The sequence below is a fragment of the Salinifilum ghardaiensis genome (assembly GCF_054491345.1).
Genome location: NZ_CM137101.1, coordinates 1805034 through 1830726, shown reverse-complemented (window position 1 = coordinate 1830726; position 25693 = coordinate 1805034). Strand labels below are relative to the sequence as shown.

18 protein-coding genes are annotated in these 25693 nt (G+C 70.5%); 4 read left to right on the top strand and 14 right to left on the bottom strand.

Going from position 1 to position 25693, the window contains the following annotated elements:
* Positions 1-139 precede the first annotated feature (139 nt).
* From ahcY to ACVGV0_RS08215, 5 genes are all read right to left on the bottom strand, one after another.
* Positions 140-1603, bottom strand: coding sequence for an adenosylhomocysteinase (gene ahcY, locus ACVGV0_RS08235; RefSeq protein WP_459159270.1), 1464 nt, complete (start codon positions 1601-1603; stop codon positions 140-142).
* 74 nt (positions 1604-1677) lie between these two features.
* On the bottom strand, positions 1678-5253 hold the full coding sequence (gene metH, locus ACVGV0_RS08230; protein ID WP_459159269.1) for a methionine synthase: 3576 nt from the start codon (positions 5251-5253) through the stop codon (positions 1678-1680).
* A 21-nt stretch (positions 5254-5274) separates the two neighbouring features.
* Entirely contained in the window at positions 5275-6249 is a 975-nt protein-coding gene (locus ACVGV0_RS08225; protein WP_459159268.1) for a carbohydrate kinase family protein, read from the bottom strand.
* Between the two features lie 201 nt (positions 6250-6450).
* Positions 6451-7653: a methionine adenosyltransferase gene (gene metK, locus ACVGV0_RS08220; protein WP_459159267.1), complete on the bottom strand. Its 1203-nt coding sequence runs from the start codon at positions 7651-7653 to the stop codon at positions 6451-6453.
* Between the two features lie 119 nt (positions 7654-7772).
* Entirely contained in the window at positions 7773-9473 is a 1701-nt protein-coding gene (locus ACVGV0_RS08215) for a glycine/sarcosine N-methyltransferase (protein WP_459159266.1), read from the bottom strand.
* 1222 nt (positions 9474-10695) lie between these two features.
* Here ACVGV0_RS08215 and ACVGV0_RS08210 point away from each other — a divergent pair.
* Entirely contained in the window at positions 10696-11538 is an 843-nt protein-coding gene (locus ACVGV0_RS08210) for an alpha/beta fold hydrolase (protein ID WP_459159265.1), read from the top strand.
* A 31-nt stretch (positions 11539-11569) separates the two neighbouring features.
* Here the strand turns inward: ACVGV0_RS08210 and ACVGV0_RS08205 are convergent, their stop codons facing one another.
* On the bottom strand, positions 11570-12487 hold the full coding sequence (locus ACVGV0_RS08205) for an alpha/beta hydrolase (RefSeq protein WP_459159264.1): 918 nt from the start codon (positions 12485-12487) through the stop codon (positions 11570-11572).
* A gap of 214 nt (positions 12488-12701) precedes the next feature.
* Here ACVGV0_RS08205 and ACVGV0_RS08200 point away from each other — a divergent pair, with 214 nt between their 5' ends.
* Complete coding sequence (locus ACVGV0_RS08200) at positions 12702-14252, top strand: acetolactate synthase large subunit (protein ID WP_459159263.1); 1551 nt, start codon at positions 12702-12704, stop codon at positions 14250-14252.
* A 67-nt stretch (positions 14253-14319) separates the two neighbouring features.
* On the opposite strand, the gene ACVGV0_RS08195 is transcribed toward ACVGV0_RS08200, so the two are convergent.
* From ACVGV0_RS08195 to ACVGV0_RS08185, 3 genes are all read right to left on the bottom strand, one after another.
* Positions 14320-15384 (bottom strand): 2-oxoacid:ferredoxin oxidoreductase subunit beta, encoded by a 1065-nt coding sequence (locus tag ACVGV0_RS08195; RefSeq protein ID WP_459159262.1) that lies wholly within the window; start codon positions 15382-15384, stop codon positions 14320-14322.
* On the bottom strand, positions 15381-17321 hold the full coding sequence (locus ACVGV0_RS08190) for a 2-oxoacid:acceptor oxidoreductase subunit alpha (protein WP_459159261.1): 1941 nt from the start codon (positions 17319-17321) through the stop codon (positions 15381-15383). The genes ACVGV0_RS08195 and ACVGV0_RS08190 overlap by 4 nt, the downstream gene beginning before the upstream one ends.
* A 352-nt stretch (positions 17322-17673) precedes the next feature.
* The gene (locus tag ACVGV0_RS08185; protein WP_459159260.1) at positions 17674-18885 is read right to left on the bottom strand and encodes a PAS domain S-box protein; all 1212 of its coding nucleotides are present in this window, start codon (positions 18883-18885) and stop codon (positions 17674-17676) included.
* Positions 18886-19106: 221 nt separating this feature from the next.
* Between ACVGV0_RS08185 and ACVGV0_RS08180 the strand changes: the two genes are divergently transcribed.
* Positions 19107-19943 (top strand): crotonase/enoyl-CoA hydratase family protein, encoded by an 837-nt coding sequence (locus tag ACVGV0_RS08180; protein ID WP_459159259.1) that lies wholly within the window; start codon positions 19107-19109, stop codon positions 19941-19943.
* Here ACVGV0_RS08180 and ACVGV0_RS08175 read toward each other — a convergent pair.
* Complete coding sequence (locus ACVGV0_RS08175) at positions 19912-20733, bottom strand: enoyl-CoA hydratase/isomerase family protein (RefSeq protein ID WP_459159258.1); 822 nt, start codon at positions 20731-20733, stop codon at positions 19912-19914. The two genes, ACVGV0_RS08180 and ACVGV0_RS08175, sit on opposite strands and share 32 nt — an antisense overlap.
* A 191-nt stretch (positions 20734-20924) precedes the next feature.
* On the opposite strand from ACVGV0_RS08175, the gene ACVGV0_RS08170 reads away from it, so the two are divergent.
* Positions 20925-21611: a histidine phosphatase family protein gene (locus ACVGV0_RS08170; protein ID WP_459159257.1), complete on the top strand. Its 687-nt coding sequence runs from the start codon at positions 20925-20927 to the stop codon at positions 21609-21611.
* A gap of 32 nt (positions 21612-21643) precedes the next feature.
* Here the strand turns inward: ACVGV0_RS08170 and ACVGV0_RS08165 are convergent, their stop codons facing one another.
* The 4 genes from ACVGV0_RS08165 to ACVGV0_RS08150 are packed head-to-tail and all read right to left on the bottom strand — an operon-like array spanning position 21644 to position 25654.
* Positions 21644-22600 (bottom strand): LLM class F420-dependent oxidoreductase, encoded by a 957-nt coding sequence (locus ACVGV0_RS08165; RefSeq protein ID WP_459159256.1) that lies wholly within the window; start codon positions 22598-22600, stop codon positions 21644-21646.
* 56 nt (positions 22601-22656) lie between these two features.
* Positions 22657-24195: an acyl-CoA synthetase gene (locus ACVGV0_RS08160; protein ID WP_459159255.1), complete on the bottom strand. Its 1539-nt coding sequence runs from the start codon at positions 24193-24195 to the stop codon at positions 22657-22659.
* A 53-nt stretch (positions 24196-24248) separates the two neighbouring features.
* Positions 24249-24902 carry a PaaI family thioesterase gene (locus ACVGV0_RS08155; RefSeq protein WP_459159254.1) on the bottom strand — a complete coding sequence of 218 codons (654 nt, stop codon included), beginning with the start codon at positions 24900-24902 and terminating at the stop codon, positions 24249-24251.
* Positions 24899-25654, bottom strand: coding sequence for a crotonase/enoyl-CoA hydratase family protein (locus ACVGV0_RS08150; protein ID WP_459159956.1), 756 nt, complete (start codon positions 25652-25654; stop codon positions 24899-24901). Before ACVGV0_RS08150 ends, ACVGV0_RS08155 begins: the two co-directional genes overlap by 4 nt.
* Positions 25655-25693: the final 39 nt, after the last annotated feature.

The window sequence follows — 25693 nt, the reverse complement described above, 5'->3', positions numbered from 1 at the left end:
GAGCGCCGGTGGACGCGTTCCGCGTCGTGGGCTCGCCGTGGCGAGCGGGAGGTGGAGGGCCGTGGCCGCCGCCGGTGCGCCCGGGGCGGCCACGGCCACCGCTCGAGCACGCCGCTGAGGGGATCAGCAGCGCACGCGATCAGTAGCGGTAGTGCTCCGGCTTGTACGGGCCTTCCACGTCCACGCCGATGTACTCGGCCTGCTCCTTGGTGAGCTTGGTGAGGTTGACACCCAGGGCGTCGAGGTGCAGCCGCGCGACCTTCTCGTCGAGGATCTTCGGCAGCATGTAGACGTCCTTGCCGTACTCCCCGGGCTTGTTGAACAGCTCGATCTGGGCGATCGTCTGGTTCGTGAAGGAGTTCGACATCACGAAGCTCGGGTGGCCCGTGGCGTTGCCGAGGTTGAGCAGCCGGCCCTCGGACAGCACCAGGATGGAGTGACCGTCCGGGAAGGTGTACTCGTGGACCTGCGGTTTGATCTCCAACTTCTTGACGCCGGGGATCGCCTCGAGGCCGGCCATGTCGATCTCGTTGTCGAAGTGGCCGATGTTGCCCACGATGGCCTGGTGCTTCATGCGCTTCATGTGCTCAGCGGTGAAGACATCGAAGTTGCCGGTCGTGGTGATGAAGATGTCGGCGAAGTCGACGACCTCCTCCATCGTCTTGACCTCGTAGCCCTCCATCACGGCCTGCAGGGCGTTGATCGGGTCGATCTCGGTGACGATGACCCGGCAGCCCTGACCGCGCAGCGACTCGGCCGAACCCTTGCCGACGTCGCCGAAGCCGGCGACCACGGCGGTCTTGCCGCCGATGAGCACGTCGGTGGCGCGGTTGATGCCGTCGATGAGCGAGTGGCGGCAGCCGTACTTGTTGTCGAACTTCGACTTGGTGACCGAGTCGTTGACGTTGATCGCCGGGAAGAGCATGTCCCCGCTGCGCACCAGCTCGTAGAGCTTGTGCACACCGGTGGTGGTCTCCTCGCTGACGCCCTTGATCTCCTTGGCCGCCTTGGTGAACCGCTGCTTGTCGTTGGCCAGGCTCTGGCGCAGGGTCTCCAGCACGACCTTGAACTCGGCCGGGTCGTCCGCGGTCGGCTGCGGGACGGCGCCCGCGGCCTCGAACTCGACGCCCTTGTGCACCAGCATGGTGGCGTCGCCGCCGTCGTCCAGGATCATGTTCGCGCCCTGGCCACCGGAGAAGCCCTGGAACAGCTGGTTGGTGCACCACCAGTAGTCCTCGAGGGTCTCGCCCTTCCACGCGAACACGGACACGCCCTGCGGCTTCTCCGGGGTGCCGTTCGGGCCGACGACCACGGCGGCCGCGGCCTCGTCCTGCGTGGAGAAGATGTTGCAGGAAACCCAGCGCACCTCGGCACCGAGCGCCACGAGGGTTTCGATGAGCACCGCGGTCTGCACGGTCATGTGCAGCGAACCGGCGATCCGGGCACCCTTGAGGGGCTGCGACGCGGCGTACTCCTTGCGGGTTGCCATGAGGCCGGGCATCTCGTGTTCGGCCAGCCGGATCTGGTGCCGGCCCTGTTCGGCCAGGTTCAGGTCGGCGATGGCGAACTCGAGGCCGTTCACCTGTTGCAGCTTCGCGGTCATGATTTCCTTTCTCTGTTTCCCCAACCGCTTCTCGGCGATCTCGCGTCCTGGGAGGAAGGTGCGAGCGGTTTCGGTCAGGTGTTGAAGTACTTCGCCTCGGGGTGGTGCAGCACGAGCGCGTCCGTGGACTGCTCGGGGTGCAGCTGGAGCTCCTCGGACAGCTCGACGCCGATGCGCTCCGGCTCCAGCAGGTCGATGAACTTCTGCCGGTCCTCCAAGTTCGGGCACGCGCCGTAGCCCAGCGAGAACCGGGCACCGCGGTAACCGAGCTTGAAGTACTCCTCGACGTCGTCCGGGTCCTCCGCGGCCACCGACTGACCGGAGGAGAACTGCAGGTCCTGGCGGATGCGGCGGTGCCAGTACTCCGCCAGCGCCTCGGTCAGCTGCACGCTGAGGCCGTGGATCTCCAAGTAGTCGCGGTAGTTGTTGTTGGCGAACAGCGAATCGGCGTAGTCGGCGATCGGCTGTCCCATCGTCACCAGCTGCAGGGGCAGGACGTCGACCTGGCCGGTCTCCTCCGCCCTCTCCCGCGAGCTGAAGAAGTCGGCCAGGCACAGCCGCCGCTCCCGCTTCTGCCGCGGGAACAGGAACCGGGTCCGCTCCTGCGCGTCGGGCTCGTCCTTGTCGAGCACGATCAGGGAGTTGCCCTCGGAGACGACCGGGAAGTAGCCGTACACCAGGGCCGCGTGCTGCAGGATGCCCTTCGTGGACAGTTCGTCCATCCACGCGCGCAGCCGGGGACGCCCGTCGGACTCGACCAGCTCTTCGTAGGTCGGCCCGTCGCCCTTCTTGGTGCCGCGCAGGCCCCACTGGCCGAAGAAGGTCGCCCGCTCGTCCAGCAGCTGCAGGTAGTCGTTCGCCGACAGGCCCTTGACGACCTTCGAACCCCAGAACGGCGGGATCGGTGTCGGCAGGTCCGCGGCGACGTCCGAGCGGACGCTCTCGTCGTAGAGGTCCGGCTCCGGCCCCTGCTCGGCCTTGCGCTGCTCGGCGATGCGCTCGGAGCGCTTGCGCCGCTCCTTGCGCGCCTGCTTCTTCTCCTGCTCCTTCTCGGACTCCTCGACCGCCTCACCGCGCTTGATGGCCATCACCTGGTCCATCAAGGTCAGCCCCTCGAAGGCGTCCTTCGCGTAGCGGACGTCGCCCTGGTAGACCTCGTCGAGGTCGTTCTCCACGTAGGACCGGGTGAGCGCGGCACCGCCGAGCAGGACGGGGTACTTCTCGGAGATCCCCTTGGAGTTCATCTCCTCGAGGTTCTCCTTCATGATCACAGTGGACTTGACCAGCAGGCCGGACATGCCGATCGCGTCCACCTCGTTCTCCTCGGCGGCTTCGAGGATGTCGTTGATCGGCTGCTTGATGCCGATGTTGACGACGTCGTAGCCGTTGTTGGAGACGATGATGTCGACGAGGTTCTTGCCGATGTCGTGCACGTCGCCCTTGACCGTGGCCAGCAGCAGCTTGCCCTTGCCGCCGGAGTCGTCCTTCTCCATGTACGGCTCGAGGTGGGCCACCGCGGTCTTCATGATCTCGGCCGACTGGAGCACGAACGGCAGCTGCATCTGCCCCGACCCGAACAGGTCGCCGACGACCTTCATGCCCGCGAGCAGGTGGTCGTTGACGATCGTCAACGGCTTCTTCTCCTGCATCGCCTCGTCGAGGTCGGTCTCCAGACCGTTGCGGGCGCCGTCAACGATGCGCTTCTCCAGGCGCTCGAACAGCGGCAGCTGCGCCAGCTCCTCCTCGAGCGAAGCGCCCGAGGACGCGGCCGACTTGCCCTCGAACATGGTCATGAGCTTCTGCAGCGGGTCGTACTCCTCACCCCGCCGGTCGTAGACCACGTCGAGCGCCACCTGGCGCTGCTCCTCGTCGATCTTGTTCATCGGCAGGATCTTCGAGGAGTTCAGGATCGCCGAGTCCAGGCCCGCCTGCCGGCACTCGTTGAGGAACACCGAGTTGAGCACCTGGCGCGCGGCCGGGTTGAGGCCGAAGGAGACGTTGGACAGCCCCAGCGTGGTCTGCACGTCCGGGTGCCGGCGCTTGAGCTCGCGGATCGCCTCGATCGTCTCGATGCCGTCCTGGCGGACCTCCTCCTGACCCGTGGTGATCGGGAAGACGAGGCAGTCGATGATGATCGCCGACTCGTCCAGGCCCCACTTCTCGGTGACGTCGGAGATGATCCGCTCGGCCACCCGCAGCTTCCAGTCGCGGGTGCGGGCCTGGCCCTCCTCGTCGATGCACAGGCCGACGACGGTGGCGCCGTGCTCGGCGACCAGGTCCATCACCTGCTGGAAGCGCGAGCCCTCGCCGTCACCGTCCTCGTAGTTGATCGAGTTGACCGCGCAGCGCCCGCCGAGGTGCTCCAACCCGACCCGGAGCACGTCGTACTCGGTGGAGTCGACCATGACCGGCAGCGTCGACGAGGTCGCCAGCCGGCTGGCCAGCTCCCGCATGTCCGCGGTGCCGTCGCGCCCCACGTAGTCGACGCACAGGTCGATCAGGTGCGCGCCCTCGCGGGTCTGCGCCTTGGCGATCTCGACGCAGTCCTCGTAGCGCTCCTCGATCATCGCCTCGCGGAACGCCTTGGACCCGTTGGTGTTCGTCCGCTCGCCGACGTTGAGGACCGTGTTCTCCTGCTGGAACGGCACGGCCTGGTACATCGACGACACGGAGGGGACGACCTCCGGCTCGCGCTGCTTCGGCGGAAGCGCGGACACCGCCTCGACCGTCGCGCTGACGTGCTCCGGCGTGGTGCCGCAGCAGCCGCCGACCAGCCGGGCGCCGTAGCTGTTGACGAACCCGGCCAGGGCCTCGGCGAGCTCGCCCGCCTGCAGCGGGTACCAGGCGCCGTTCGGGCCCAGCTGCGGCAGGCCCGCGTTCGGCATGACCGAGATCGGCACGGTGGCGTGGTCGGCGAGCACGCGCAGGTGCTCGTGCATCTCGTCCGGACCCGTCGCGCAGTTCATGCCGATCATGTCGATGCCGAGCGGCTCGAGCGCGGTCAGCGCGGCGCCGATCTCGGAACCGACCAGCATGGTGCCGGTCTGCTCGACCGTCACCTGCGCGATGATCGGCAGGTGGCGACCGGTCTGCTCCATCGCCCGCTTCGCGGCGACGATCGAGGCCTTGGTCTGCAGCAGGTCCTGCGAGGTCTCGACCAGGAGGACGTCGGCACCGCCCTCGATCAGCCCGACCGAGGCCAGCTGGTACGCGTCGCGCAGGTCGGCGTAGGGCGCGTGGCCGAGCGTCGGCAGCTTCGTGCCGGGTCCCATCGAGCCGAGCACGAACCGGGGCTTGTCCGGCGTCGAGTACTCGTCCGCCTCCTCGCGCGCCAGCGCGGCGCCCTTGTGGGCGAGGTCCTGGATGCGGTCCTCGATGCCGTACTCGCCCAGGTTCGGCAGGTTCGTGCCGAAGGTGTTCGACTCGATCGCGTCCGAGCCCGCCTCGAGGAACCCGCGGTAGACCCCGCGCACCACGTCCGGACGAGTCTCGTTGAGGATCTCGTTGCAGCCTTCGAGCTGGTTGAAGTCGTCCAGCGACAGGTCGTAGGACTGCAAGGCCGTCCCCATGCCGCCGTCGGCGACAAGGACACGTTCGTCGAGCGCCTCGAGGAATCCGCTCGGATCGTTGTTCCGGTCTTTGTTGACCATGACGCTGTTTGCTCTCCCGTCTCAACGAAGCTTCGACTCGACCTCGGCCGCTGCCGCGTCGCCGTAGGCCTCGGCGAAGCGCGCCACGAACGACCCGCTCTCGACCTCGTACTCCTGCGGCCCGTCGGTCTCCAGCGAGACCGTGGCGAGGGTGCAGCCCAGCTGCAGCGAGCGCTCCAGGCCGAGCTCGTGGTGCAGACCGGCCAGGAAACCGGCGCGCAGCGCGTCGCCGACACCGGTCGGGTCGCCCTTCTGCTTCTCCTTCGGCGGCTGCACGCGGACCGTCCCGCTGGTCTTGGACTCCACCTGCACGCCCTCCGGGCCGAGGGAGGTCACCCAGATGCCGACGCGGTCGAGGACCTCGGCCTCGGACCAGCCGGTCTTCTGCAGCAGCAAGCTCCGCTCGTACTCGTTGGTGAACAGGTACCGGGCATCGTCCACCAGTTTACGGATGTTTTCGCCGTCCATGATCGCCAACTGCTGGCCCGGGTCGGCGAGGAACGGGTAGTTGCGCTGACGCGCTTCCTCGGTGTACTGGACCATCGCGCCCGGGTCGTTGGCGGAGACGACCACCAGGTCGACCCCACCGAGGCGCTCGGCGACCGTCTTCAGCTCGATCTGCGCGGCCTCGCTCATGGCACCCGGGTAGAACGAGGCGATCTGGTTGTTGTCCTGGTCGGTGGTGCACACGAAGCGCGCGGTGTGCTTGCGCTCGGACCAGTGCACCGACCCGGTGTCCACGCCGTGGCTCTCGAGCCACTTGCCGTAGTCGGCGAAGTCGCGGCCGACGGCGCCGACCAAGGTTCCGGAGATCCCCAGTTGCCCCAGGCCAAAGGTGATGTTGCCGGCAATTCCGCCTCGACGGACTTCCAGCTCGTCCACCAGGAACGACAGCGACACCGAGTCCAGCTGGTCGGCGAGGATCTCGTCCTTGATCCTGCCGGAGTAGGACATCAGGTGGTCGGTGGCGATCGAACCGGTCACCGCAATCCGCACTGTTCGACTCCTTCACATGGGGCGGGCGGCCTGCTCGGCGGCCCGTCGCGACCGCGCGAGGCGCGTGTGGCACTTCGCACGGGCCGTCCCCGCCGCGGTACTGGGTTGGTCTGCGTTGTCACATTGTCGGCGGCGGCGCCGGCCCAGGCCAGAGGGGCCGGGGCCGGCACCGCCCGCCGGCGTCGGGGCGTTACGTGCGGATCAGAGGCCCGCGGCGCTCTTCAGCGCGGCCACGCGGTCGGTGCGCTCCCACGGCAGGTCCACGTCGTCGCGGCCGAAGTGGCCGTAGGCGGCCGTCGACCGGTACAGCGGGCGCAGCAGGTCCAGGTCGCGCACGATCGCGGCCGGGCGCAGGTCGAAGACCTCGTTGATCGCGGCCTGGATCTTGACCGGGTCCACGTTCTCCGTGCCGAACGTCTCCACGAACAGCCCCACCGGCGCGGCCTTGCCGATCGCGTAGGCCACCTGCACCTCGATGCGGTCGGCCAGCCCCGCCGCCACGGCGTTCTTGGCCACCCAGCGCATCGCGTACGCCGCCGAGCGGTCCACCTTCGACGGGTCCTTGCCCGAGAAGGCACCGCCACCGTGCCGGGCCATACCGCCGTAGGTGTCCACGATGATCTTGCGGCCCGTGATGCCGCAGTCACCCATCGGACCACCCACGACGAAGCGACCGGTCGGGTTGACCAGGACGTTCATGTCGCCGTTGTCCAGGCCGACGCGGTCGAGCTCGGGGTTGATGACCTTCTCGCGGATGTCCTTGGCGAGCATGGTGTCGAGGTCGACGTCCTCGGCGTGCTGCGTGGACAGCACCACCGTGTCCAGGCGCACGGCCTGGTCACCGGCGTACTCGACGGTGACCTGGGTCTTGCCGTCCGGGCGCAGGTACGGCAGCACGCCGTCCTTGCGCACGTTGGTCAGCCGGCGGGACAGCCGGTGCGACAGGGCCAGCGGCAGCGGCATGAGCTCGTCGGTGTCGTTGCAGGCGTAGCCGAACATCAGGCCCTGGTCGCCCGCGCCCTGCTTCTCGATCTCGTCCTCGGAGCCCTCGACGCGCTGCTCGTGCGCCTCATCCACGCCCTGGGCGATGTCCGGCGACTGGGCGTCGATGGCCACGTTCACACCGCAGGAGTTGCCGTCGAAGCCCTTGCCGGAGGAGTCGTACCCGATCTCCAGGACGGTGTCGCGGACGATCTGCTGGAAGTCCACGTAGGCCTCGGTCGTGATCTCACCGGCGATCTGCACCTGGCCGGTGGTGATCATGGTCTCGGCAGCGACGCGGGACTTGGGGTCCTTGGCGAGCAGCGCGTCCAGGATGGAGTCGCTGATCGCGTCCGACATCTTGTCCGGGTGACCCTCGGTCACCGACTCGCTGGTGAACAGCCTACGGTTGATCTCACTCACGCCTACTCCTCATCTCGCAGCTGATTGCTGCTTCGATCCTTGCGTTCACGAACGTCCGTGTCGTTGCGGGTCGGCCGGTCCGGTCCCGCGGACCTCCCGGCCAGGTCCGGCACCCGGGTTCAGGCGCGGCCGTGGATGACGCCCCAGGCGAGGCTTCCGCTCTTGCCGCCGTCGACCCAGTTGCGCAGACCGACCTTCATCCGACTGCGATAGTCCTCCCCGATGCGGTCCGCGAGTTCGTCCTCGCGCTTCTCCAGCTCCTGCAGCACTCGGCCGTAGTGGAGGGTCAAGTAGTCCGTCAAGTCCTCGAACTCGACGTCGGTGAGTCCGAGCTTGGACAGCTCCCGCTTGTAGAAACCGGGCGAACCGAGGCTGTCCAGGTGCAGCCGGTCCAGGATCGGCTGCAGCGCCTTCGACCCCGCGGCGCCGTCCGCCGCCATCGGGTCGGTGAAGACGAAGTCGCCCTTCGGCTGCAGCACGCGGGTCACTTCCTCCAGCACGCGCTCGCGCTCGCCGCTGTGCAGGATCGCGTCCTGCGACCAGACGAGGTCGAAGGCGTTGTCCTGGAACGGGAGGTTCTCGAAGGAACCCTCGTGGACCTCGATCAGTTCGTCGAGCCCCTCCTGCCGGTTGAACTCCCGGTTGCGGTCGTTCTCGACCTCGCTGAGGTTCAGGCAGGTGACCTTGCACCCGTAGGTGCGGGCCAGGTGCCGAGCGGCACCACCATACCCGGCGCCGATGTCGAGCACACGGGTGTCCGGCGTGATCTTCGCCTTGCTCGCCATGTGCTCCACGGTGCGCTGCGACGCGACGTTGATCTCCTCGTCCTGCGTCTTGTACAGGCCCACGTGGAAGTGGTTGCCGCCCCACACGTGGAAGTAGAAGTTGTCCGCGTCCTCGGAGTTGTAGTAGTCGCGGGCGGTGTGCACCGCGCCCGAGTACATGCTGGACAGTTCATCGTCCGGTGTGTACTTCTTCTCCGCGATGTGGATGAAGAAGTCCGGCTCGTCGTCGGAGTAGGTCTCCTGGAAGTCCCCGTAGGTGTCGATGCGCTGGAAGCCCACCTCGCGCAGCAGCCGCCGCGTGTAGTTCTTCCGGAGCGGGAACATGTTCAGGTAGTACTCGGACTTGTCCGGGAACACGTACTTGAACCGCGCGAGGCCGTCGTCGATGTGGTCCGGGTCGGCGGACACGTCCTCGCCCGCGTAGTAGTACGTGTGCTTGCTGGAGAAGCCGGAGTCCAGGATGGAGTCGTAGTTGCGCTGGTCGATGATCAGCACACCGTCGTGGTTCAGCATCGCGTAGAACTCCGCGAGCGCCTTGCGCCGGTCCCGCTCCGAGAAGAGGTGGGTAAACGAGTTACCCAGGCAGATGATCGCGTCGTACGTGCCGTGGACGTCGCGGTTGAGCCAGCGCCAGTCCGCGTTCACGACGCGCAGGATGTGCCCGCCGTAGGAGAGCCCGTTGCTGAACGCCTGGGCCAGCATCTGCGGGCTGCCGTCCGCACTGACCGTCTCGAAGCCTTCCTCCAGGAGCCGCACGGAGTGGAAACCGGTACCGGTCGCCGCGTCCAGGACGGACTTCACCCCGCGGGCTTTGAGCTGGTCAATGAAGAAGCGGCCTTCGCTCTCAGTGCGCGCCTTCCAGTCGATCAGGTCGTCCCACTTGTCGACGAACCCGCCGACGTACTCGTGCGTGTAGTGATCCGACTCGCGCACTTCCAACGGGTTGTCGCCGAAGACCTGCTCCTCGCGATGCATCGGGTCGACGTCCGACCCAGTCTGATCACTCTGGGCAAGGTCGTTCACGCTCTTGGCCATGCTTCACTCCCACCACTCGCGTTGGTCATGCGCCTCCGCACAACTCGGGTTCGCACGATTCAGTGCCCGAGCTCGACTCGTGGCCGTGCGGGTCGCCGCTGCGAAATAAGGGCAACTCTCGACCGACCTGGGCGGCCCGAATCAACGGCCGCGCACCAAAGTCGATCCCCGTGCGGTCAGCTTCGTTGCCGACCTCGACGCGAAATCTGTGCGTCGAGTACCCAAACTAGATGAAAAAGTTCCTGAAGCAACCTTTTCCGCTTGTGACCCTGATCACAACGCTCCGGTGATTGCATGATTCGGATGGGCCGCCCCGGCGAAAAAACGCCCCACCACCTGCGAATTTCCGGAGCCTTTCCCCGCGGCGCAACGATCGCGTAAGTGCGCTTCGTAGCCATCCTGTGTACACGCGCGCGCACTTCTTAGCACATTGCGCGGGAGGGAATCAACCGCGCACCCGAGTGATTCTTCGCAGGCCCAACCCCGGTGCACCCCGCCGAACGGCGGGGATCTTCCCTGCTCACCCGGTACATCGCCGCGGGCGGCCGCGGCGTTACGGCTCCGCGACCCGCCGTTCGCGGCGATCGGGAGCACGGCTCCCCCTCGACAGTACTGAATCGCTTCATCCCAGCGCACGCACAATCGCGGGCGAAATTCAGCGCCGCGTCCGGGCCGCGCCGAACGCACGGGCGGACACCTCGCTCACCGCATCCCGCCGTGATCTAGTCGAACGGCTGTTGACACCGCTGTCAACCCCCGAAAATCCCACACGATTTCTGCGCGCCGCCCGGCGCCACGTCGGGTTGTCGACAAAACAACAAGGCTGGAATCCCGTCAGCAGAATCCTGAATACCGCGAAGATTCTCGTTATGCGGAAGGCATTCGCGGTGCCGACGCGGCGCGTTGCGCGATAGGCAAATCGCGCAGGAGGTGCCGCCCGCGCATTCGCCGGAATTCGGCGCGGCGGGGCGCTGCGGTGGGTACCGCCGTCCGACCCGTTGCGCGGCAAGTTACCCCGCTCGGCGCACCGGACGTCGACGTTTGATGTTGGACACGCCACGCTCGACCCGTCCGGCCCGCCGGTCAACCACTTCCCGGGGTGCCGCTGCTCACACTTCCCGCCCCCGCTGCCCGCGGGACCGCTCGTCCTGGCCACCCCCGCTCCCGGGTCTCCCTCCGCGCAACGGGCGCAACGCCCGTGCTGTGCAGCTAGGCTGAGCGCATGATCGATGAGCTCTCCCTCACCACCGGGGCCGGCGTCTTCGACGCCCGAGCGGCCGGCCCGCACGACGGGCGCGCGGTTCTGCTGCTGCACGGGTTCCCGGAGACCTCGCTGCAGTGGAGCGCGCAGCTCGAGGTCCTCGGCGGCGCTGCCGGGTGCCGCGCCGTCGCGCCCGACCAGCGCGGCTACTCCCCCGGCGCCCGCCCGGAGGAGGTGCGGGAGTACCGGCGCGAGGAACTCGTGGCCGACGTGTTCTCCCTGGCCGACGTCCTGGGGTGGGACCGCTTCGACCTCGTCGGCCACGACTGGGGCGCGATCGTCGCCTGGGCGTCGGCCGCGGCGCGCCCGGAGCGCGTGCGCACGTTGACCGCGGTGTCGGTGCCGCATCCCGATCCGTTCGCGGAGGCGATGCGCCACGACGAGGACCAGCAGCGGCGCTCGGCCTACATCAGCGACTTCCGCTCGGCCGGGGCCGAGCGGCGCCTGCTCGAGCAGGGCGCCCGGGCGCTGCGCCGCGTCTACGGCAGCGTCGTGCCCTCCGAGCACGTCGCCGAGTACGTCCGCCGCTTCGGCGAGGAGGGCGCGCTCACCGCGGCGCTGAACTGGTACCGGGCGATGCCCCGGGACGACGGGGCGGTCGGACCGGTCGCGGTGCCGACGCTGTACGCGTGGGGCACCGAGGACGTGGCCGTCGGCCCGACGGCGGCGCTGGCCACCGCCGAGCACGTCACCGGACCGTACCGCTTCGAGATGTTGCAGGACGTCTCGCACTGGGTCCCGGAGGAGGTCCCCGACGAGCTCAACCGCCTGCTGCTGCAGCACCTGCGCGCTCACCCGGAGTGACGGCTGCCGCGCGACCGCCGCTGCTGCCGCGTCAGCGCGGCAGGTGCGCGTCGAGGAAGCGCACCATGTCCGCGCCGACCACATTGAACACACTGCCGTCGTGCCCGCCGGGCAGGACCGAGAACACCGGCGTGTTGCGGTGTTCGGCGCGAAGTCGTCGCGCCCCGGGGAAGAACGCGTCCTCGTCGCCCACCCAGATGCCGACCGGGACCCGTTCGCCCAGCATGTGCATCCGCCCGATCGGTTCGGTCCGGCGCCACTCCTGCTCCGTCACGAACGCGTGCTTCTCCCGCATGTGCGCCCATGTCGTGGGAACCGCCGGTGACAGCGCCGCGAGCGCGCTCACCGGGTTCCCGCGCACGCTCCGGTCGATCGTGTAGTTGAAAGCTCCGAACCCACCGGTGGAAATCCCTGCGACAGCGGAAGGTTCGCCGAATCGACCACCGAGTCCACGGTGGACCATCCATTGCGGCAGCTCTTCGCGCAGCATGCTCGCGAGACGGCCGTTCGCCGAGTTGTCGCACCAGTACGCGTTGTACCCGCCGCCGGCGGAGACCAGACCGAACGGGGAGATCTCCCCGCTGCGCGCGAGGCTCCCCAGGGAGGACAGCGTGTCCCCCGGCACGGGACTGGGATTGATCCCGTCCCTGCCGTGCAGGTACAGCACCCACGGCAGCTCCCCCAGGTCCTTTTCATCCACAGTGGATGGGTGTGCCGTCCAGAGCTGGACGTTCGTGTGCCGGTACTCCGAGTACACCTCCTCGGTCCGCACCACCACGCCGTCCGCGGACTCCTGCTCCTGCGGCGCCTGCGAGGTCGCCCCGCCCGGCTCCGGTGGCGGCGCGGGCGTCGAGTCCGCCTCGGAGGTGCACCCGGCCGCCGCGGCCCCCGCCGCCAGCAGCCCCGCGTACCGCAGCAACCGCCGCCGATCGAGGAACCCGTCACGCATCTCGTCACCGAAAGTAGTCGTGGTCAGTGCCCGGGCAGGCGGCCCGCCCCACCGCAGCCGCACTGCCGGCCGACCACACTACCCACCCCCGTCCCCGCCCCGCGCGCAGGCCGTCCCGAACCCGGGGAACACCGGTGCGGTGCTTGCCCGGGCCCCCCGCACCCGGGAGCATGGGAGCGTTCCGCGCTGATCCCCTCGCGCAAAGGAGCGGCACGTGAAAGGTTCCGAGGCCCTGCTGGCGACGGCGCACGCGTCCGGTGTGCGCGCGTGCTTCGCCAATCCGGGAACGACGGAGATCCCCCTGGTCGAAGCCTTCGACGAATCCCCCGGTGTGCGCCCGGTCCTGGCCTTGGCGGAAGGAGTCGCCACCGGCGCCGCCGACGGGTACGCGCGGATGGCCGAGGCACCGGCGCTGACCCTGCTGCACCTCGGCCCGGGCCTCGCCAACGGGATCGCGAACCTGCACAACGCCCGCCGCGGCCTCTCCCCGGTGATCAACGTCATCGGCGAGCACGCCAGCTGGCACCTGGCCGCGGACCCGCCGCTGGCCAGCGACATCGACTCGCTCGCCGCCCCCGTTTCCGGCTGGGTGGGACGCACCTCCTCCCCCGCCGGGACCGCACGCGCCTTCCTGACCGCCCGCGAGCGGGCGCTGCGGCTGCGCCTCCCCGCCACCCTGATCGCCGCGGCCGACCACATGGCCGGCGAGGGCGGTGCCGTGCCGGACGTGCCGGCTCCACCCGTTCGCCCGGCGGTGGACGACGAGCGGATCACCGAGGTCGCCAAGCGGCTCACCGGAAACGGCGAAACCCGCCCGGCTCTGCTGCTCGGCGGTTCCGCTCTGCACCCCGCTGCGCTGACCGCCGCCGGGCGGATCGCGGCCGCGTGCGGCGGCGCCGTGTTCACCGAACGCGGCTCGGCGCGCGTCGACCGGACACCGAACCTCCCGGTCACCAGGGAACTGCCCTACTTCCCCGAAGACGTGCTCGCCGCGCTCGACGGCTGCACCGACCTCGTGCTCGTCGGGGCGCGCACCCCGGTGTCGTTCTTCGGGTACCAGGGGCAGCCGAGCTACCCGCTGCCGCCGGAGACGCGGATCCACACGTTGGCCGAGCCGACCGAGGACGCCACCGCGGCGGTGCACGGGCTGGCCGCCGCGACCGGCAGCGAGTCCACCGCTCCGGTGCGCGCCGACGCCCCGGAGCTCACCCCGCCGGAGGGGACGCTCACCGCCCAGGACGTGGCACGCGCGATCGCGTGCACGCAGCCGGAGAACGCGATCGTCGTCAACGAAGGGGTCTCGGGTGCCGCGGCCTACCCCGCCGTCGCCGCCTCCGCCCCGCCGCACACCGAACTGGGCCTCACCGGCGGTGCGATCGGCGGCGGTCCCCCGCTGGCGACGGGGGCAGCCGTGGCCTGCCCCGAGCGCCCGGTGATCACGTTCCAGGCCGACGGCAGCGCCGCCTACAGCGTCCAGGCACTGTGGACGCAGGCCCGGGAGGGGCTCAACGTCACCACGGTGGTGCTGGCCAACTCGCGCTACCGCATCCTGGAGACCGAACTCCACCGCCACGGGGTCGCCGAACCGGGTGCTTCGGCCCGCGATCTGACCGACCTCACCGGTCCCGCCGCGGACTGGACGAACGTGGCGCGCGGTTTCGGCGTCCCGGCCGTGCGCGTGACCACCGGTGCGGAACTGGTCGCCGAGCTGCGCAACGCGCAGCTCGGCGCCGGGCCGCGGCTGATCGAGGCCGTGCTGCGGTGACCTGCCGGTCCGCACGCGGGCGGGGCCGCGTCAGCGCGGACGCGGCCCCGCTGCGGTCGGGCCTTGCTCAGATGCTCCAGGTGTCGTTGCCGGTGAGCAGCTTCTGCAGGTCGGCCTGCTTGTTCTGCTTCGCCTCGGCCACCTGGGCGCGCGCCATGTCGTCGTAGGTATCGCGCGGCACGTTGCGGAAGATCCCGGTGACGGTCGGGTTGAGGTCCTGCCCGCCCAGCCGGGACAGCGCGAACGCGTACGACGGGTCGGGGTTGGCCGCGTCGTGCACCACGACCTCGTTCTCATCCACTTCGGACAGCTTGGCCACGCGGAGGCCGCCGGCACCGTCGGGGACGACGCCGCGGCGCTCGTCCTCCGGTCCGAAGACGACGGGTTCCCCCTGCCGCAGCGGGATGATCCGCCGCTGCTTCTCGTCGCCGTCCTTGAGCACGTCGAACGCACCGTCGTTGAAGATCGGGCAGTTCTGGTAGATCTCGACCAGGGAACTGCCGCGGTACTCGGCGGCGGCGCGGAGCGTCTCGGTCAGGTTCTGCCGGTCCGAGTCGATGACGCGGCCCACGAAACCGGCCTCGGCCCCCAGCGCCACGGACACCGGGTTGAACGGCTGATCCAGCGAACCGACCGGTGTGGACTTGGTGACCTTGCCGACCTCGCTCGTCGGCGAGTACTGGCCCTTGGTGAGCCCGTAGATCTGGTTGTTGAACAGCAGGATCGTCAGGTTCACGTTGCGCCGCAGCGCGTGGATGAGGTGGTTGCCGCCGATGGACAGCGCGTCGCCGTCACCGGTGACCACCCACACCGACAGGTCCGGGCGGCTGGTGGCCAGGCCGGTGGCGATGGCCGGCGCGCGGCCGTGGATGGAGTGCATCCCGTAGGTGTTCATGTAGTACGGGAACCGGGAGGAGCAGCCGATCCCCGAGACGAACACCATGTTCTCGCGCTTGAGGCCCAGCGACGGCAGGAAGCTCTGCACCGCGTTGAGCACGACGTAGTCGCCGCACCCGGGGCACCAGCGGACCTCCTGGTCGGACTTGAAGTCCTTCGCGGACTGCTTCTCGTCGGTGGTCGGAACCTCGGCCAGGCCGCCGAGCTCCGGCATTCCCAGATCCGTGGTAGTCACGCGGAAACCCCCTGCACGACATCGGTGAGCACGTTCTGCAGCTCCTCCGCCTGGAACGGCAGACCGGCCACCTTGGTGTAGGACTGCACGTCCACGAGGTAGCGCGAACGCAGCAGCATTGCCAACTGGCCGAGGTTCATCTCCGGCACCACGACCTTGTCGTAGGCGCGGAGGACCTCGCCCAGGTTGTCCGGCATCGGATTGAGGTAGCGCAGGTGCGCCTGGGCCACGGACATGCCCGCACCGCGCACGCGGCGGCAGGCCGCACCGATCGGACCGTACGAGGACCCCCAGCCCAGCACGAGCACGCGGGCCTGGCCGCTCGGATCGTCCACCTCGATGTCGGGCACCGCGACGCCGTCGGTCTTGTCCTGCCGCAACCTGACCATCCGGTCGTGGTTGTCCGGGTCGTAGGAGATGCTGCCCTTGCCGTCGGCCTTCTCCAGACCGCCGACCCGGTGCTCCAGGCCGGGCGTGCCCGGGATCGCCCACTCCCGCGCGAGCGTCTCGGGGTCGCGCTGGTAGGGCCAGAACTCCCCGGAGCCGTCGGAGGCGTTCGGTTCGGCGGCGAAGTCGACCCGCAGGTCGGGCAGCTCGTCCACGTCCGGGATCAGCCACGGCTCGGAGCCGTTGGCGACCGCGCCGTCGGACAGCAGCAGCACCGGCGTGCGGTAGGCCAGCGCGATCCGCGCCGCGTCCAGCGCGATGTCGAAGCAGTCGGCCGGCGAGCACGGCGCGATCACCGGCACCGGCGATTCACCGTTGCGGCCGTACAGCGCCTGCAGCAGGTCGGCCTGCTCGGTCTTCGTGGGCAGCCCGGTGGAGGGGCCGCCGCGCTGGATGTCGCACACCAGCAGCGGCAGTTCCAGCGCCACGGCCAGCCCGATCGTTTCGGACTTCAGCGCCAGGCCGGGCCCGGAGGTCGTGGTCACGCCCAGCGATCCGCCGAAGGAGGCGCCCAGCGCCGCGCCGATGCCGGCGATCTCGTCCTCGGCCTGGAAGGTGGTGACGCCGAAGTTCTTGTGCTTGGCGAGCTCGTGCAGCACGTCCGAGGCCGGTGTGATCGGGTAGCTGCCGAGGAACACCGGCAGTTCACTGCGCTGCCCCGCGGAGACGATGCCGCAGGCCAGCGCGGCGTTGCCGGTGATCTGCCGGTAGGTGCCCTGCGGCAGCTGCGCCGGGGCCACCTCGTAGGACACGGCGAAGGACTCGGTGGTCTCGCCGTAGTTCCAGCCCGCGTGGAAGGCGAGGAGGTTCGCCTCGGCGATCTCGGGCTTGTTGGCGAACTTCTCGCGCAGGAACTGCTCGGTGCTCTCGGTGGGCCGGTTGTACATCCAGGACAGCAGTCCCAGCGCGAACATGTTCTTGCACCGCGCCGCGTCCTTCTTGCCCAGCGAGGTCTCGGCCAGCGCCCCCTGGGTGAGGGTGTTCATCGCGACCTGGTGGACCGTGTACGGCTCCAGTTCCTCGGTCTCGAGGGGGCTCTGCTCGTAACCGACCTTCGACAGGTTGCGCTTGCCGAACTCGTCGATGTTGACGATGAGCGTCCCCCCGCGCGGCAGGTCGCCGATGTTCGCCTTCAGCGCCGCGGGGTTCATCGCCACCAGCACGTCCGGCCGGTCGCCCGGTGTGAGGATGTCGTAGTCGGCGAAGTGCAGCTGGAAGCTCGACACCCCGGGCAGCGTGCCCGCGGGAGCGCGGATCTCGGCGGGGAAGTTCGGCAGCGTCGCCAGGTCGTTGCCGAAGGAGGCCGCCTCGGAGGTGAACCGGTCACCCGTCAGCTGCATGCCGTCACCGGAGTCACCGGCGAACCGGATGACCACCCGGTTGAGCTGGCGGACCCCGTCCTGCGGGCCGTCACCCCGGTTCGTGGCCGTCGCTGTGGCCGGTGAGCCCGAGTCCGCAGCTGCGGACCGGTGCCCATTCGTCGTGCCCACGTTGCTCCGTTCCCTTTCCCTGCAGGTGTGTGCGTCCCACGGCGTACGATACTCCGCCTCGCGGTCGTTCTTACCCACAGTAGGGTTCGGGATCAACCGCTTCTTCGCCCCGCACACGGCCGCGTGCGCCCCGCTGGCGCCGCTGCCCGGTCGCACCTGCGCCCGCGGACACCGCTCGCGAATCGCCCGATCGCCCCAGGTCAGACGGGGCACGTGCGGTGAAAACCGGCGAACGGGCGGCGCGGTGCCGCACGGCCGCACCGCGCTCGGCGCCCCCGGGGAGCACCGGCGCCGGGGCACGGGTGCGCTACGACACATCCCAGCATGCGAGAGATCCCCGACCGGGTGAGGATCAGCGCTGCCGCTTCCGCTCGTACATGTCGAGGTCCGCGCTGTGCAGCAGCTCGGTGGCCGACCGCTGCGGATCGCGGGTGGTGGCCAGCCCCACGCTGGCGCAGGCCTCCATCACCTCTCCGGCGATGATCAGCTCCGTGTCCAGGTACGAGGCCACCCGTTCGCGCAGCGCCCCGGCGGCCTCCTCGTCGGGCACCAGGCTCAGCACCACGAACTCGTCCCCGCCGAGCCGCGCGACCGTGTCCCCGGAGCGCACCGCGCGCTGCAGCTGCTGCGCGGCGGTCATGAGCAACCGGTCCCCGTGCGCGTGGCCGTAGCGGTCGTTGATCGGTTTGAGCCGGTCCAGATCGGCGAGGAGCACGCCGAGCACCGCGCAGCCGCTGCCGATCTGCTTGAGGTACTGCTCCATGCGGTCCTCGAGCAGCACCCGGTTCGCCAGACCGGTCAGCGGGTCGTGCAGCGCCAGGTGCGCCAGGTGCGCGTCCACCAGGCGCCGCTCCCCGATGCTCTCGTACTGGCTGATGATGAAGGCCGGCGAGCCGTCGGCGTCGGGCACCGTCGTGGCGCGGAGGAACACCCAGATGGGGCGGCCGTTCTTGCGCCGGAAGCGCTTCTCGACCGTCACGGTGTCGGTCTGCCCCTTGACGAGCTCGTGGAACTCGTCGCGGCCGCGCTCGTCGTCGAGCTCGTAGGTGAGGTCCCAGACCGACTTGCCGAGCAGTTCCTCGCGCTCGTAGCCGAGGGTCGCGGCGAGTTCCTCGTTGACCGCGCTCCACCGCCCGTCCAGGTCGAGCACGGCCATGCCGATGGGGGCGTTGGCGAAGCTGCGCCGCCACTGCTCCTCCAGCTCGCGGCGCTCGGTGATGTCCTGGATCTGCGAGAGCAGGTGCGTCACCGTTCCGGTGGAGTCGCGGATGTAGGCGCGGGAGACCAGCGTCCAGATCACCGAGCCGTCGCTGCGGACGTAGCGCTTCTCCAGCGGCTCGTCCGCGGCGCGCGGACCACCCAAGTCGATGTCATCCGGATGGGTGACATCGCGGTAGTCGCGTCCGCACAGCTGCTCGGCCGGGTAGCCCAGCAGCTCGCACAGGGCCGGGTTGACGTACTCGTACCGGCCCTGCATGTCGATGATCGCCAGCGGAGCGGAGGCCTGGTCGAACACCTGGCGCCAGAACCCGTCCTCCACCGACATCCCCTCGGCCGCGGACATGGGAGGCCCAGAATAGCGCTGGCGCGTCCGCGCTCGCATCGCGCCACGCGCAGCACGCCCGCCGGAGGCCCGCGCCGGCGCACCGGTCGGCGGGCACCCACCGCCCCTTCCGGTGACGTTGGGCACACCGCGCTGGGCCGTCCGCGCGCGGAGCACCGAGGATTGCCGTTCATCCGCGATCACCCGCCGTCCCGCGGCGGCGTTGCCTGCGAGGAGGCCTCTTGACCACCGAACCCCGAGTCCGCTGCACCGTCGAGGACCACATCGCCGAGGTCCGGCTGGACCGGCCGGACAAGCTCAACGCCCTCGACGTGGACATGTTCCACGAGCTCCTGCGCACCGGGCGGGAGATCGCCGCGGAGCCCGCGGTGCGCGCCGTGGTGCTGCACGGCGGCGGACGCGGGTTCTGCGCCGGTCTCGACTTCGCCGAGTTCGCCCGGATGGCTGACCCCTCCGGCGGGGAGGACAACCGCCTCGCCGCCGCGGACGCGGAACCGGTCGGACCGGCGCGCGCGCTGGCCCAGCAGGTCGTGTGGGTGTGGGCGGCGCTGCAGGTGCCGGTGATCGCGGCGGTGCACGGCGTCGCCTTCGGCGGCGGGCTGCAACTGGCCCTGGGGGCCGACATCCGGTTCGCCACCGCGGACGCGCGCCTGTCGGTCATGGAGATCAACTGGGGCATCATCCCGGACATGACGGGAACGCAGGTGCTGCCCGAGCTCGTCGGCCGGGACGTGGCCAAGGAGCTCACGTTCACCGGCCGCGAGGTCACCGGTTCCGAGGCGGACGAGCTGGGACTGGTCACCCGCGTGAGCACCGACCCGCTCGCCGAGGCCCGCCGGGTGGCCGGTGAGATCGCGGGCAGGTCCCCGGACGCCGTCCGCCGCGCGAAGCGGCTGCTCGAGTTGGCAGGGCGCACCGACCTCGAGGAGGGTTTCGCCGCCGAGCAGCGCGCGATCGGCGAGCTCGTGGGCGGCGCCAACCAGCTCGAGGCCGTGTCCGCCAACTTCGCCGAGCGCGCGCCGCGGTTCAGCGATCCGGAGCGGCCCAGCGACCGGTGAACTCCGGTTCGGTGCCGCTGGTGAACGCCTCGCGCGCGTTGGCGGCGTCCTCGGTGGCGAAGTTGACCGCCTGCGCGCGCGCCTCACCGCCCAGAGCTTCGCCGAAGCTCTGCTGCGCTGCGGTGTGCAGCAGGTCCTTCGCCTGCGCCACGGCGGCCGGCGGCTTCCGGGCCAGCGACTCGGCGGTGGAGGCGGCGAACGCGTCGAGCTCGTCGTCCTCGCGCACCCAGGTCACCAGGCCGAGGTCCGCCGCCTCGGACGCGCCGACGAACTCGCCGAGCATCACCAGGCGCTTCGCCTGCTGCATGCCGACGATCCGCGGCAGCAGCCAGGACCCGCCGAAATCGGGCGAAAGCCCGCGGTTCGCGAAGATCTGGCTGAACCGCGCGTTCTCGGACGCGGCGACGACGTCGCAGCACAGCGCCAGGTTCCAGCCCGCTCCGACGCACGCGCCGCGCACTCGGGCCAGCACGGGCTTGGGCAGGTGGAACACCGCCTCGGCGACCGAGTTGACCAGCTCCATGCGGCGCAGCGGGTGCTGCCGGTCGGTCATCGCCGTCAGGTCGGCCCCGGCGCAGAAGTCACCGCCCGCACCGGTCAGCACGACGGCGCGCACCGCGTCGTCGGACGCGGCGCCGCGGAAGGCCTCCCGCAGCAGCCGCCACGCGTCCGGATCGAGCGCGTTCTTCTTCCGCGGGCGGTTGAGCGTCACGGTGAGCACGTTCCCGGAAAGCCGCGCGAGAACGGGGTCCTCGCCGGACCTCTCGCCCATTTCCTCCGTTGTGGACATCGTTGTTCCTCCTCCTGCACGGTGGCTTCCGCCACGGGGCGCCGTCCGGCCGCCGACGCGCCGACCGCTGGGGCGCCCCCGGTGGCACGCGGGAAGTGCTGGGCAGGGCGCTGCTGCGCCGCGGGTAGATTGGTGACGGGGTTCGCGCGCCGCCCCTGCAGTCCGCCCCGCCCGCGAGGAGAGCGAGCACGATGACCGAGTACCGCCAGGCCCGGTTCACCCTGCCGAGCGGAGCGACCGACCTGCTGCTCGTGCGGCACGGAGAGTCGGAACCCGCCCGCGCGGGCACGCCGTTCCCCCTGATCGACGGCCAGAGCGACCCCGCGTTGGCGGAGGCCGGGCACGAGCAGGCCGAACTGGTGGGGGCCCGGCTGGCCGGGCAGCACCCCGACGCGGTCTACGTGACACCGCTGCGGCGCACGAGCATGACGGCGCTTCCGCTGCTCACCCGCACGGGGCTGAGCTCGCAGGCGGAACCGGAGCTGCGGGAGGTGCACCTCGGCGACTGGGAAGGCGGGGTGTTCCGCCGCAAGGTCGCCGAGGACGACCCCGTGCTGCACCGGATGTACGCCGAGCAGCGCTGGGACGTGATCCCCGGTGCCGAATCGCCGGAGACCTTCGCCGAGCGGGTGCGGGCGGCGATCTCGCGGATCGCCGCGAAGCACCCGGACCAGCGGGTCGTCGCGTTCACCCACGGCGGCGTCATCGCCGAGGTGATGCGCCAGACCGCGGACGCGCGACCGCTGGCGTTCCTCGGCGCGGACAACGGCTCCGTCTCGCAGGTCGTCGTCGACGGCTCGTCGTGGATCCTCCGGCGCTTCAACGACACCGCGCACCTGCACTCCGCATCGGACCCCTCCGCGGCCCCGCTGAGCTGATCCGCCCGCGGCGCCGCGGCGCTGCCTCGCGGTCAGCGCCGCCCCAGCGCGCGCACCGCAGAGCTCGGATCGCCCGGGGCGATCAGCGCGATGACCGGCGTGGTCACACCGTTGTCCACATAGGACTGAATGCGCTCGCGGCAGTGCTCCGCCGGACCGTGGACCACGAGGTCGTCGACGACGCGGTCCGGGATCGCCTCCAGGGCGCCCCTGCGGTCCCCCCGCTCCCACGCCTGCCACATCGGCGCGAGCTCCTCGCGGCCGAGCCACTCGTGGAACTTCCGGTACACGGGCACGTTCAGGTACGCGGCCAGGTGGCGCTTGGCGATCCCGCGCGCCGTGTCCGCATCGGTGTCCGGCACGATGAAGATGCGGGCCACGATCTCCTTGTCCGCCCCGCCTTCGCGCACGTACGGCGCCACCGTGCGCACGTCCGCGGGGGAGAGCCAGTTCAGGATCGCACCGTCGCCCTCCCGGCCGGCCAGCCGCAGCATGCCGGGCCGCAGCGCAGCCACGAGCATCGGCGGCGGGACGTCCGGGACGAGGCCCGGGCGGAAGCCGTCGACGCCGAACGTGTCGTACTGCTCGGTGACCTTCTCCCCGGTGAACGCCGTGCGCAGGAAGCGCAGCGTGTCCCGCACCCGCTTGAACGGCTCGGTGAAGGCCATGTCGTTCCAGGACTGCACGATGACGTCCGAGGACGTGCCCATCCCGAGCGCGAACCGCCCCGGTGCGGCGGCGGCCATCGTCGCCGCGCTCATCGCCAGCGTCGCCGGCCCGCGCGTGAACACCGGGACGATCGCCGTGCCCAACCGCAGGCTCGGCGCCCACGTGGACGCGAGGGCCAGCGGCGTGAACGCGTCGGCCCCGTTGGCCTCCGCGGACCACACGTCGGTGTAGCCGAGGTCGGGCAACTCTGCGATGAGACTCCGCTGCTCCGCCAGCGGGATCTCGGCGAACGGCACGGTGATGCCCCAGCGTCGTGTCACGGGTACCTCTCCTCCTCATCGGGGGACTGCTTCGTCGGGGAACGCGGGCTGCGGCGTCACGACCGCTCGGCGTAGCGCTGCCGCAGCTGCTCGCGCAGGAGCTTGCCCGTGGGGGTGCGCGGCACCTCCTGCGCGAAATCGACGCCGCGGGGCGCTTTGTAGTGCGCCACGCGGGTGCGCACGTGGTCGATGACGTCGCGCTCCAGCTCCGGGCCGGCACGCTCCTGCGCCACCGGGGAGACCACCGCCCGCACGGACTCGCCCATCTCCGGGTCGGGGACACCGAACACGGCGGCGTCGAGCACCTCGGGGTGTCCGAGCAGGACGTTCTCCACCTCCTGCGGGTAGATGTTCACCCCGCCCGAGATGATCATGTTCCCCGCGCGGTCGGTGAGGTAGAGGAAGCCCTCCTCGTCGAGGTAGCCGAGATCGCCCACCGTGGCCCAGTTCCCGTGCTCCGGGTGCCTGCTCGCGCGGGTCTTCTCCGGATCCCCGAGGTACTCGAACGGGACCTCGTCCCGTTCGAAGTACACCGCGCCGATCTCGCCCGTTGCGAGCTCGGTGCCGTCCTCGTCGCACACGTGCGGCTCGCCCACGACCGCGCGCCCCACCGACCCGGGTCTGGCCAGCCACTGCTCGCTGTCGATGAGCGTCATCCCGATCGCCTCGGTCGAGGAGTAGTACTCGTGCAGGATCGGCCCCCACCAGTCGATCATGGCGCGTTTGACGTCGGGCGGGCACGGCGCGGCCGCGTGGATCGCCACCCGGTGCGCGGACAGGTCGTAGCGCTCGCGCACCCGCCGGTCGAGCCGGAGCATGCGCACGAACATCGTCGGCACCCACTGGCTGTGCGTGACGCCGTGGCGCTCGATCGAGGCCAGCGCCGCCTCCGCGTCGAACCGGTGCATGAGCACCACGGTCCCGCCGAGGGAGTGCACCGCCGTGCTGTAGCGCAGCGGCGCGGCGTGGTAGAAGGGCGCGGGCGAGAGGTAGACGCTCGAGGAGTCCACCCCGTACACGCCGCTGAGCAGATCCAGCAGCGCATCCGCGGCCTCCCCGAGCGCGCAGCCCGGCAGGGGCGGCTTGATGCCCTTGGGCAGCCCGGTCGTGCCGGAGGAGTACAGCAGCGCGGCCCCCTGCGGTTCGCGTTCGGGCCTGCGCGGCGAGACCTCCGCCAGGGCCTCGTCGAGGGGGCGGTACCCGGCGACCTCGCCGCCGTAGCTCAACAGCGCGGTCACCGCGGGCAACCGGTCGGCGACCGCTTCGGCCACCTCGCGCAGAGCCGCGGACACGACGAGCACGCGCGCCTGCGCGTCGTCGACCACGTAGGCGACCTCGTCCGCGGTCAGGTGGCTGTTCACCGCGCACACGTACAGCCCGGCGCGCACGCCGGCCCAGTACACCTCGTAACCGCGCGGATCGTTGTCGGTGAGCACGGCGACGGCGTCGCCCTCGACGAGGCCGCGCTCGCCAAAGACGTTGGCCAACCGGGCGGAGCGCTCCTCCAGTTCGCCGTAGGTGAGGACCGCCCCGGTCTCCGCCGCGACCACGGCGGGGCGTTCGGGGGTTTCGGCTGCGTGGACTCCTGGGTGCATCACGACCTCCGCGTCATCGCCGAGTTGGGACGTGCCGCCGGGCACGACCGGTTTCACCGGCCCGCGCGCCCCCTCCTCGGATCGCGGTCGGCGCCGAACAGCCGGCGGTTCTGCTCGGCGCTGGGGACGACGAACCTCCCCTCCGCCCGCACCGCGACCGTCCCCGGATCGGCCTCGGTCGCGATCGTCGCGGTCGACCGGGTCCAGCGCCCGCCTTCGTCCTCCTCGACCTCCCCGGTGAGGACGAGGGGTTCGCGCAGCGGGACCGGCCTGCGGTAGCGCAGCGAGAGCTGCACGGTCATGCCGGGTCGCCCGCGGGCCGCGTGGGCGTGCCCGAGGACCTGGTCCAGCAGCAGGGCGCTGACGCCGCCGTGCGCGTACCCCGGCGGTCCTTCGTGCATCGGGCCCAGGGTGCACCGCCCGACGGCGCGCCCGTCGACGATCTCCACCCGCAGCGGTGGGGCGAACGGGTTCCCCGGGCCGACCGCGGGGTTGAACGCGCGCGGTCGCTCGCCGTCCTCCGCGCTCCCCCGCTGCCCCGGATCGCGCGTGCGCGCCCGCAACCGCGCGGTGTGCTCGCGGACGTCCTCGGCCACGGCGCGCAGCTCGGCTTCGGTCACCTCGGTGGACACCGCAGCCGTGTTGAGCTCGCGCAGGGCCTCGCCCAGCACGCGCACGGCCTCGTGGCGTCGGCGCTCGCCGCTCATTCGCCCCGCCAGACCGGCGCGCGCTTCTCGGCGAAAGCGCGAGCGCCCTCCTGGGCGTCGGCGGAGGCGAACACGGGAGCGACGACGTCCCGCTGGCGGGAGAACGCCTCCGCGTCGGTCCACTGCACCGCGTCGGCGACGACGCGCTTGGTGGCGCGCACGGCCAGCGGTCCGTTGCTCGCGATGCGCGCGGCCAGGTCCTGCGCCTCCGACAAGGCCTCGCCGGATTCCGCCAGCGCGGCGACGAGACCGTGCTCCGCGGCGAACGGGGCGGTGAACGACTCCCCGGTCAGCGCGATGCGCATGGCCAGCTGGTACGGCAGCGCCTTCGGCAGCCGCAGCAGTCCGCCCGCGGCGGCGACGAGACCGCGCGCCACCTCGGGCAGGCCGAACCGGGCGTCGCGGGCGGCGACGACGAGGTCGCAGGCCAGGGCCATCTCGCAGCCGCCGGCGAGCGCCCAGCCCTCCACAGCGGCGATGAGCGGTTTCCCCGGCGGACGTTCGGTCAGGCCGCCGAAACCGCGCCCCGGCAGCGAGGGCCGCTCCCCGTCGCGGCTGAAGGCCTTGAGATCCATGCCCGCGCTGAACGTGCCGCCCGCGCCGGTGAGCACGCCCACGACCGCCTCCGGATCGGCGTCGAACGCGTCGAGCGCTGCGGCCAGCTCCTCGGCGGTGGTGCGGTCGACGGCGTTGCGGGCACGCGGGCGGTCGATGGTGATCACCGCGACGCCGGCGCTCGTCGTCGTGCGCACGTTCCCCGCTGCGTCCTGGGTCCGCCCCGCCTCGTCCAC

Bases quoted from the DNA above. Each gene is read 5' to 3' on its own strand.
- ACVGV0_RS08205 (WP_459159264.1), bottom strand. From the start codon at position 12,487: ATGCGTGACGGGTTCCTCGATCGGCGGCGGTTGCTGCGGTACGCGGGG.
- ACVGV0_RS08210 (WP_459159265.1), top strand. From the start codon at position 10,696: ATGATCGATGAGCTCTCCCTCACCACCGGGGCCGGCGTCTTCGACGCC.
- ACVGV0_RS08215 (WP_459159266.1), bottom strand. From the start codon at position 9,473: ATGGCCAAGAGCGTGAACGACCTTGCCCAGAGTGATCAGACTGGGTCG.
- metH (WP_459159269.1), bottom strand. From the start codon at position 5,253: ATGGTCAACAAAGACCGGAACAACGATCCGAGCGGATTCCTCGAGGCG.
- ACVGV0_RS08160 (WP_459159255.1), bottom strand. From the start codon at position 24,195: ATGCACCCAGGAGTCCACGCAGCCGAAACCCCCGAACGCCCCGCCGTG.
- ACVGV0_RS08185 (WP_459159260.1), bottom strand. From the start codon at position 18,885: ATGTCCGCGGCCGAGGGGATGTCGGTGGAGGACGGGTTCTGGCGCCAG.
- ACVGV0_RS08175 (WP_459159258.1), bottom strand. From the start codon at position 20,733: ATGTCCACAACGGAGGAAATGGGCGAGAGGTCCGGCGAGGACCCCGTT.
- ACVGV0_RS08155 (WP_459159254.1), bottom strand. From the start codon at position 24,902: ATGAGCGGCGAGCGCCGACGCCACGAGGCCGTGCGCGTGCTGGGCGAG.
- ACVGV0_RS08170 (WP_459159257.1), top strand. From the start codon at position 20,925: ATGACCGAGTACCGCCAGGCCCGGTTCACCCTGCCGAGCGGAGCGACC.
- ahcY (WP_459159270.1), bottom strand. From the start codon at position 1,603: ATGACCGCGAAGCTGCAACAGGTGAACGGCCTCGAGTTCGCCATCGCC.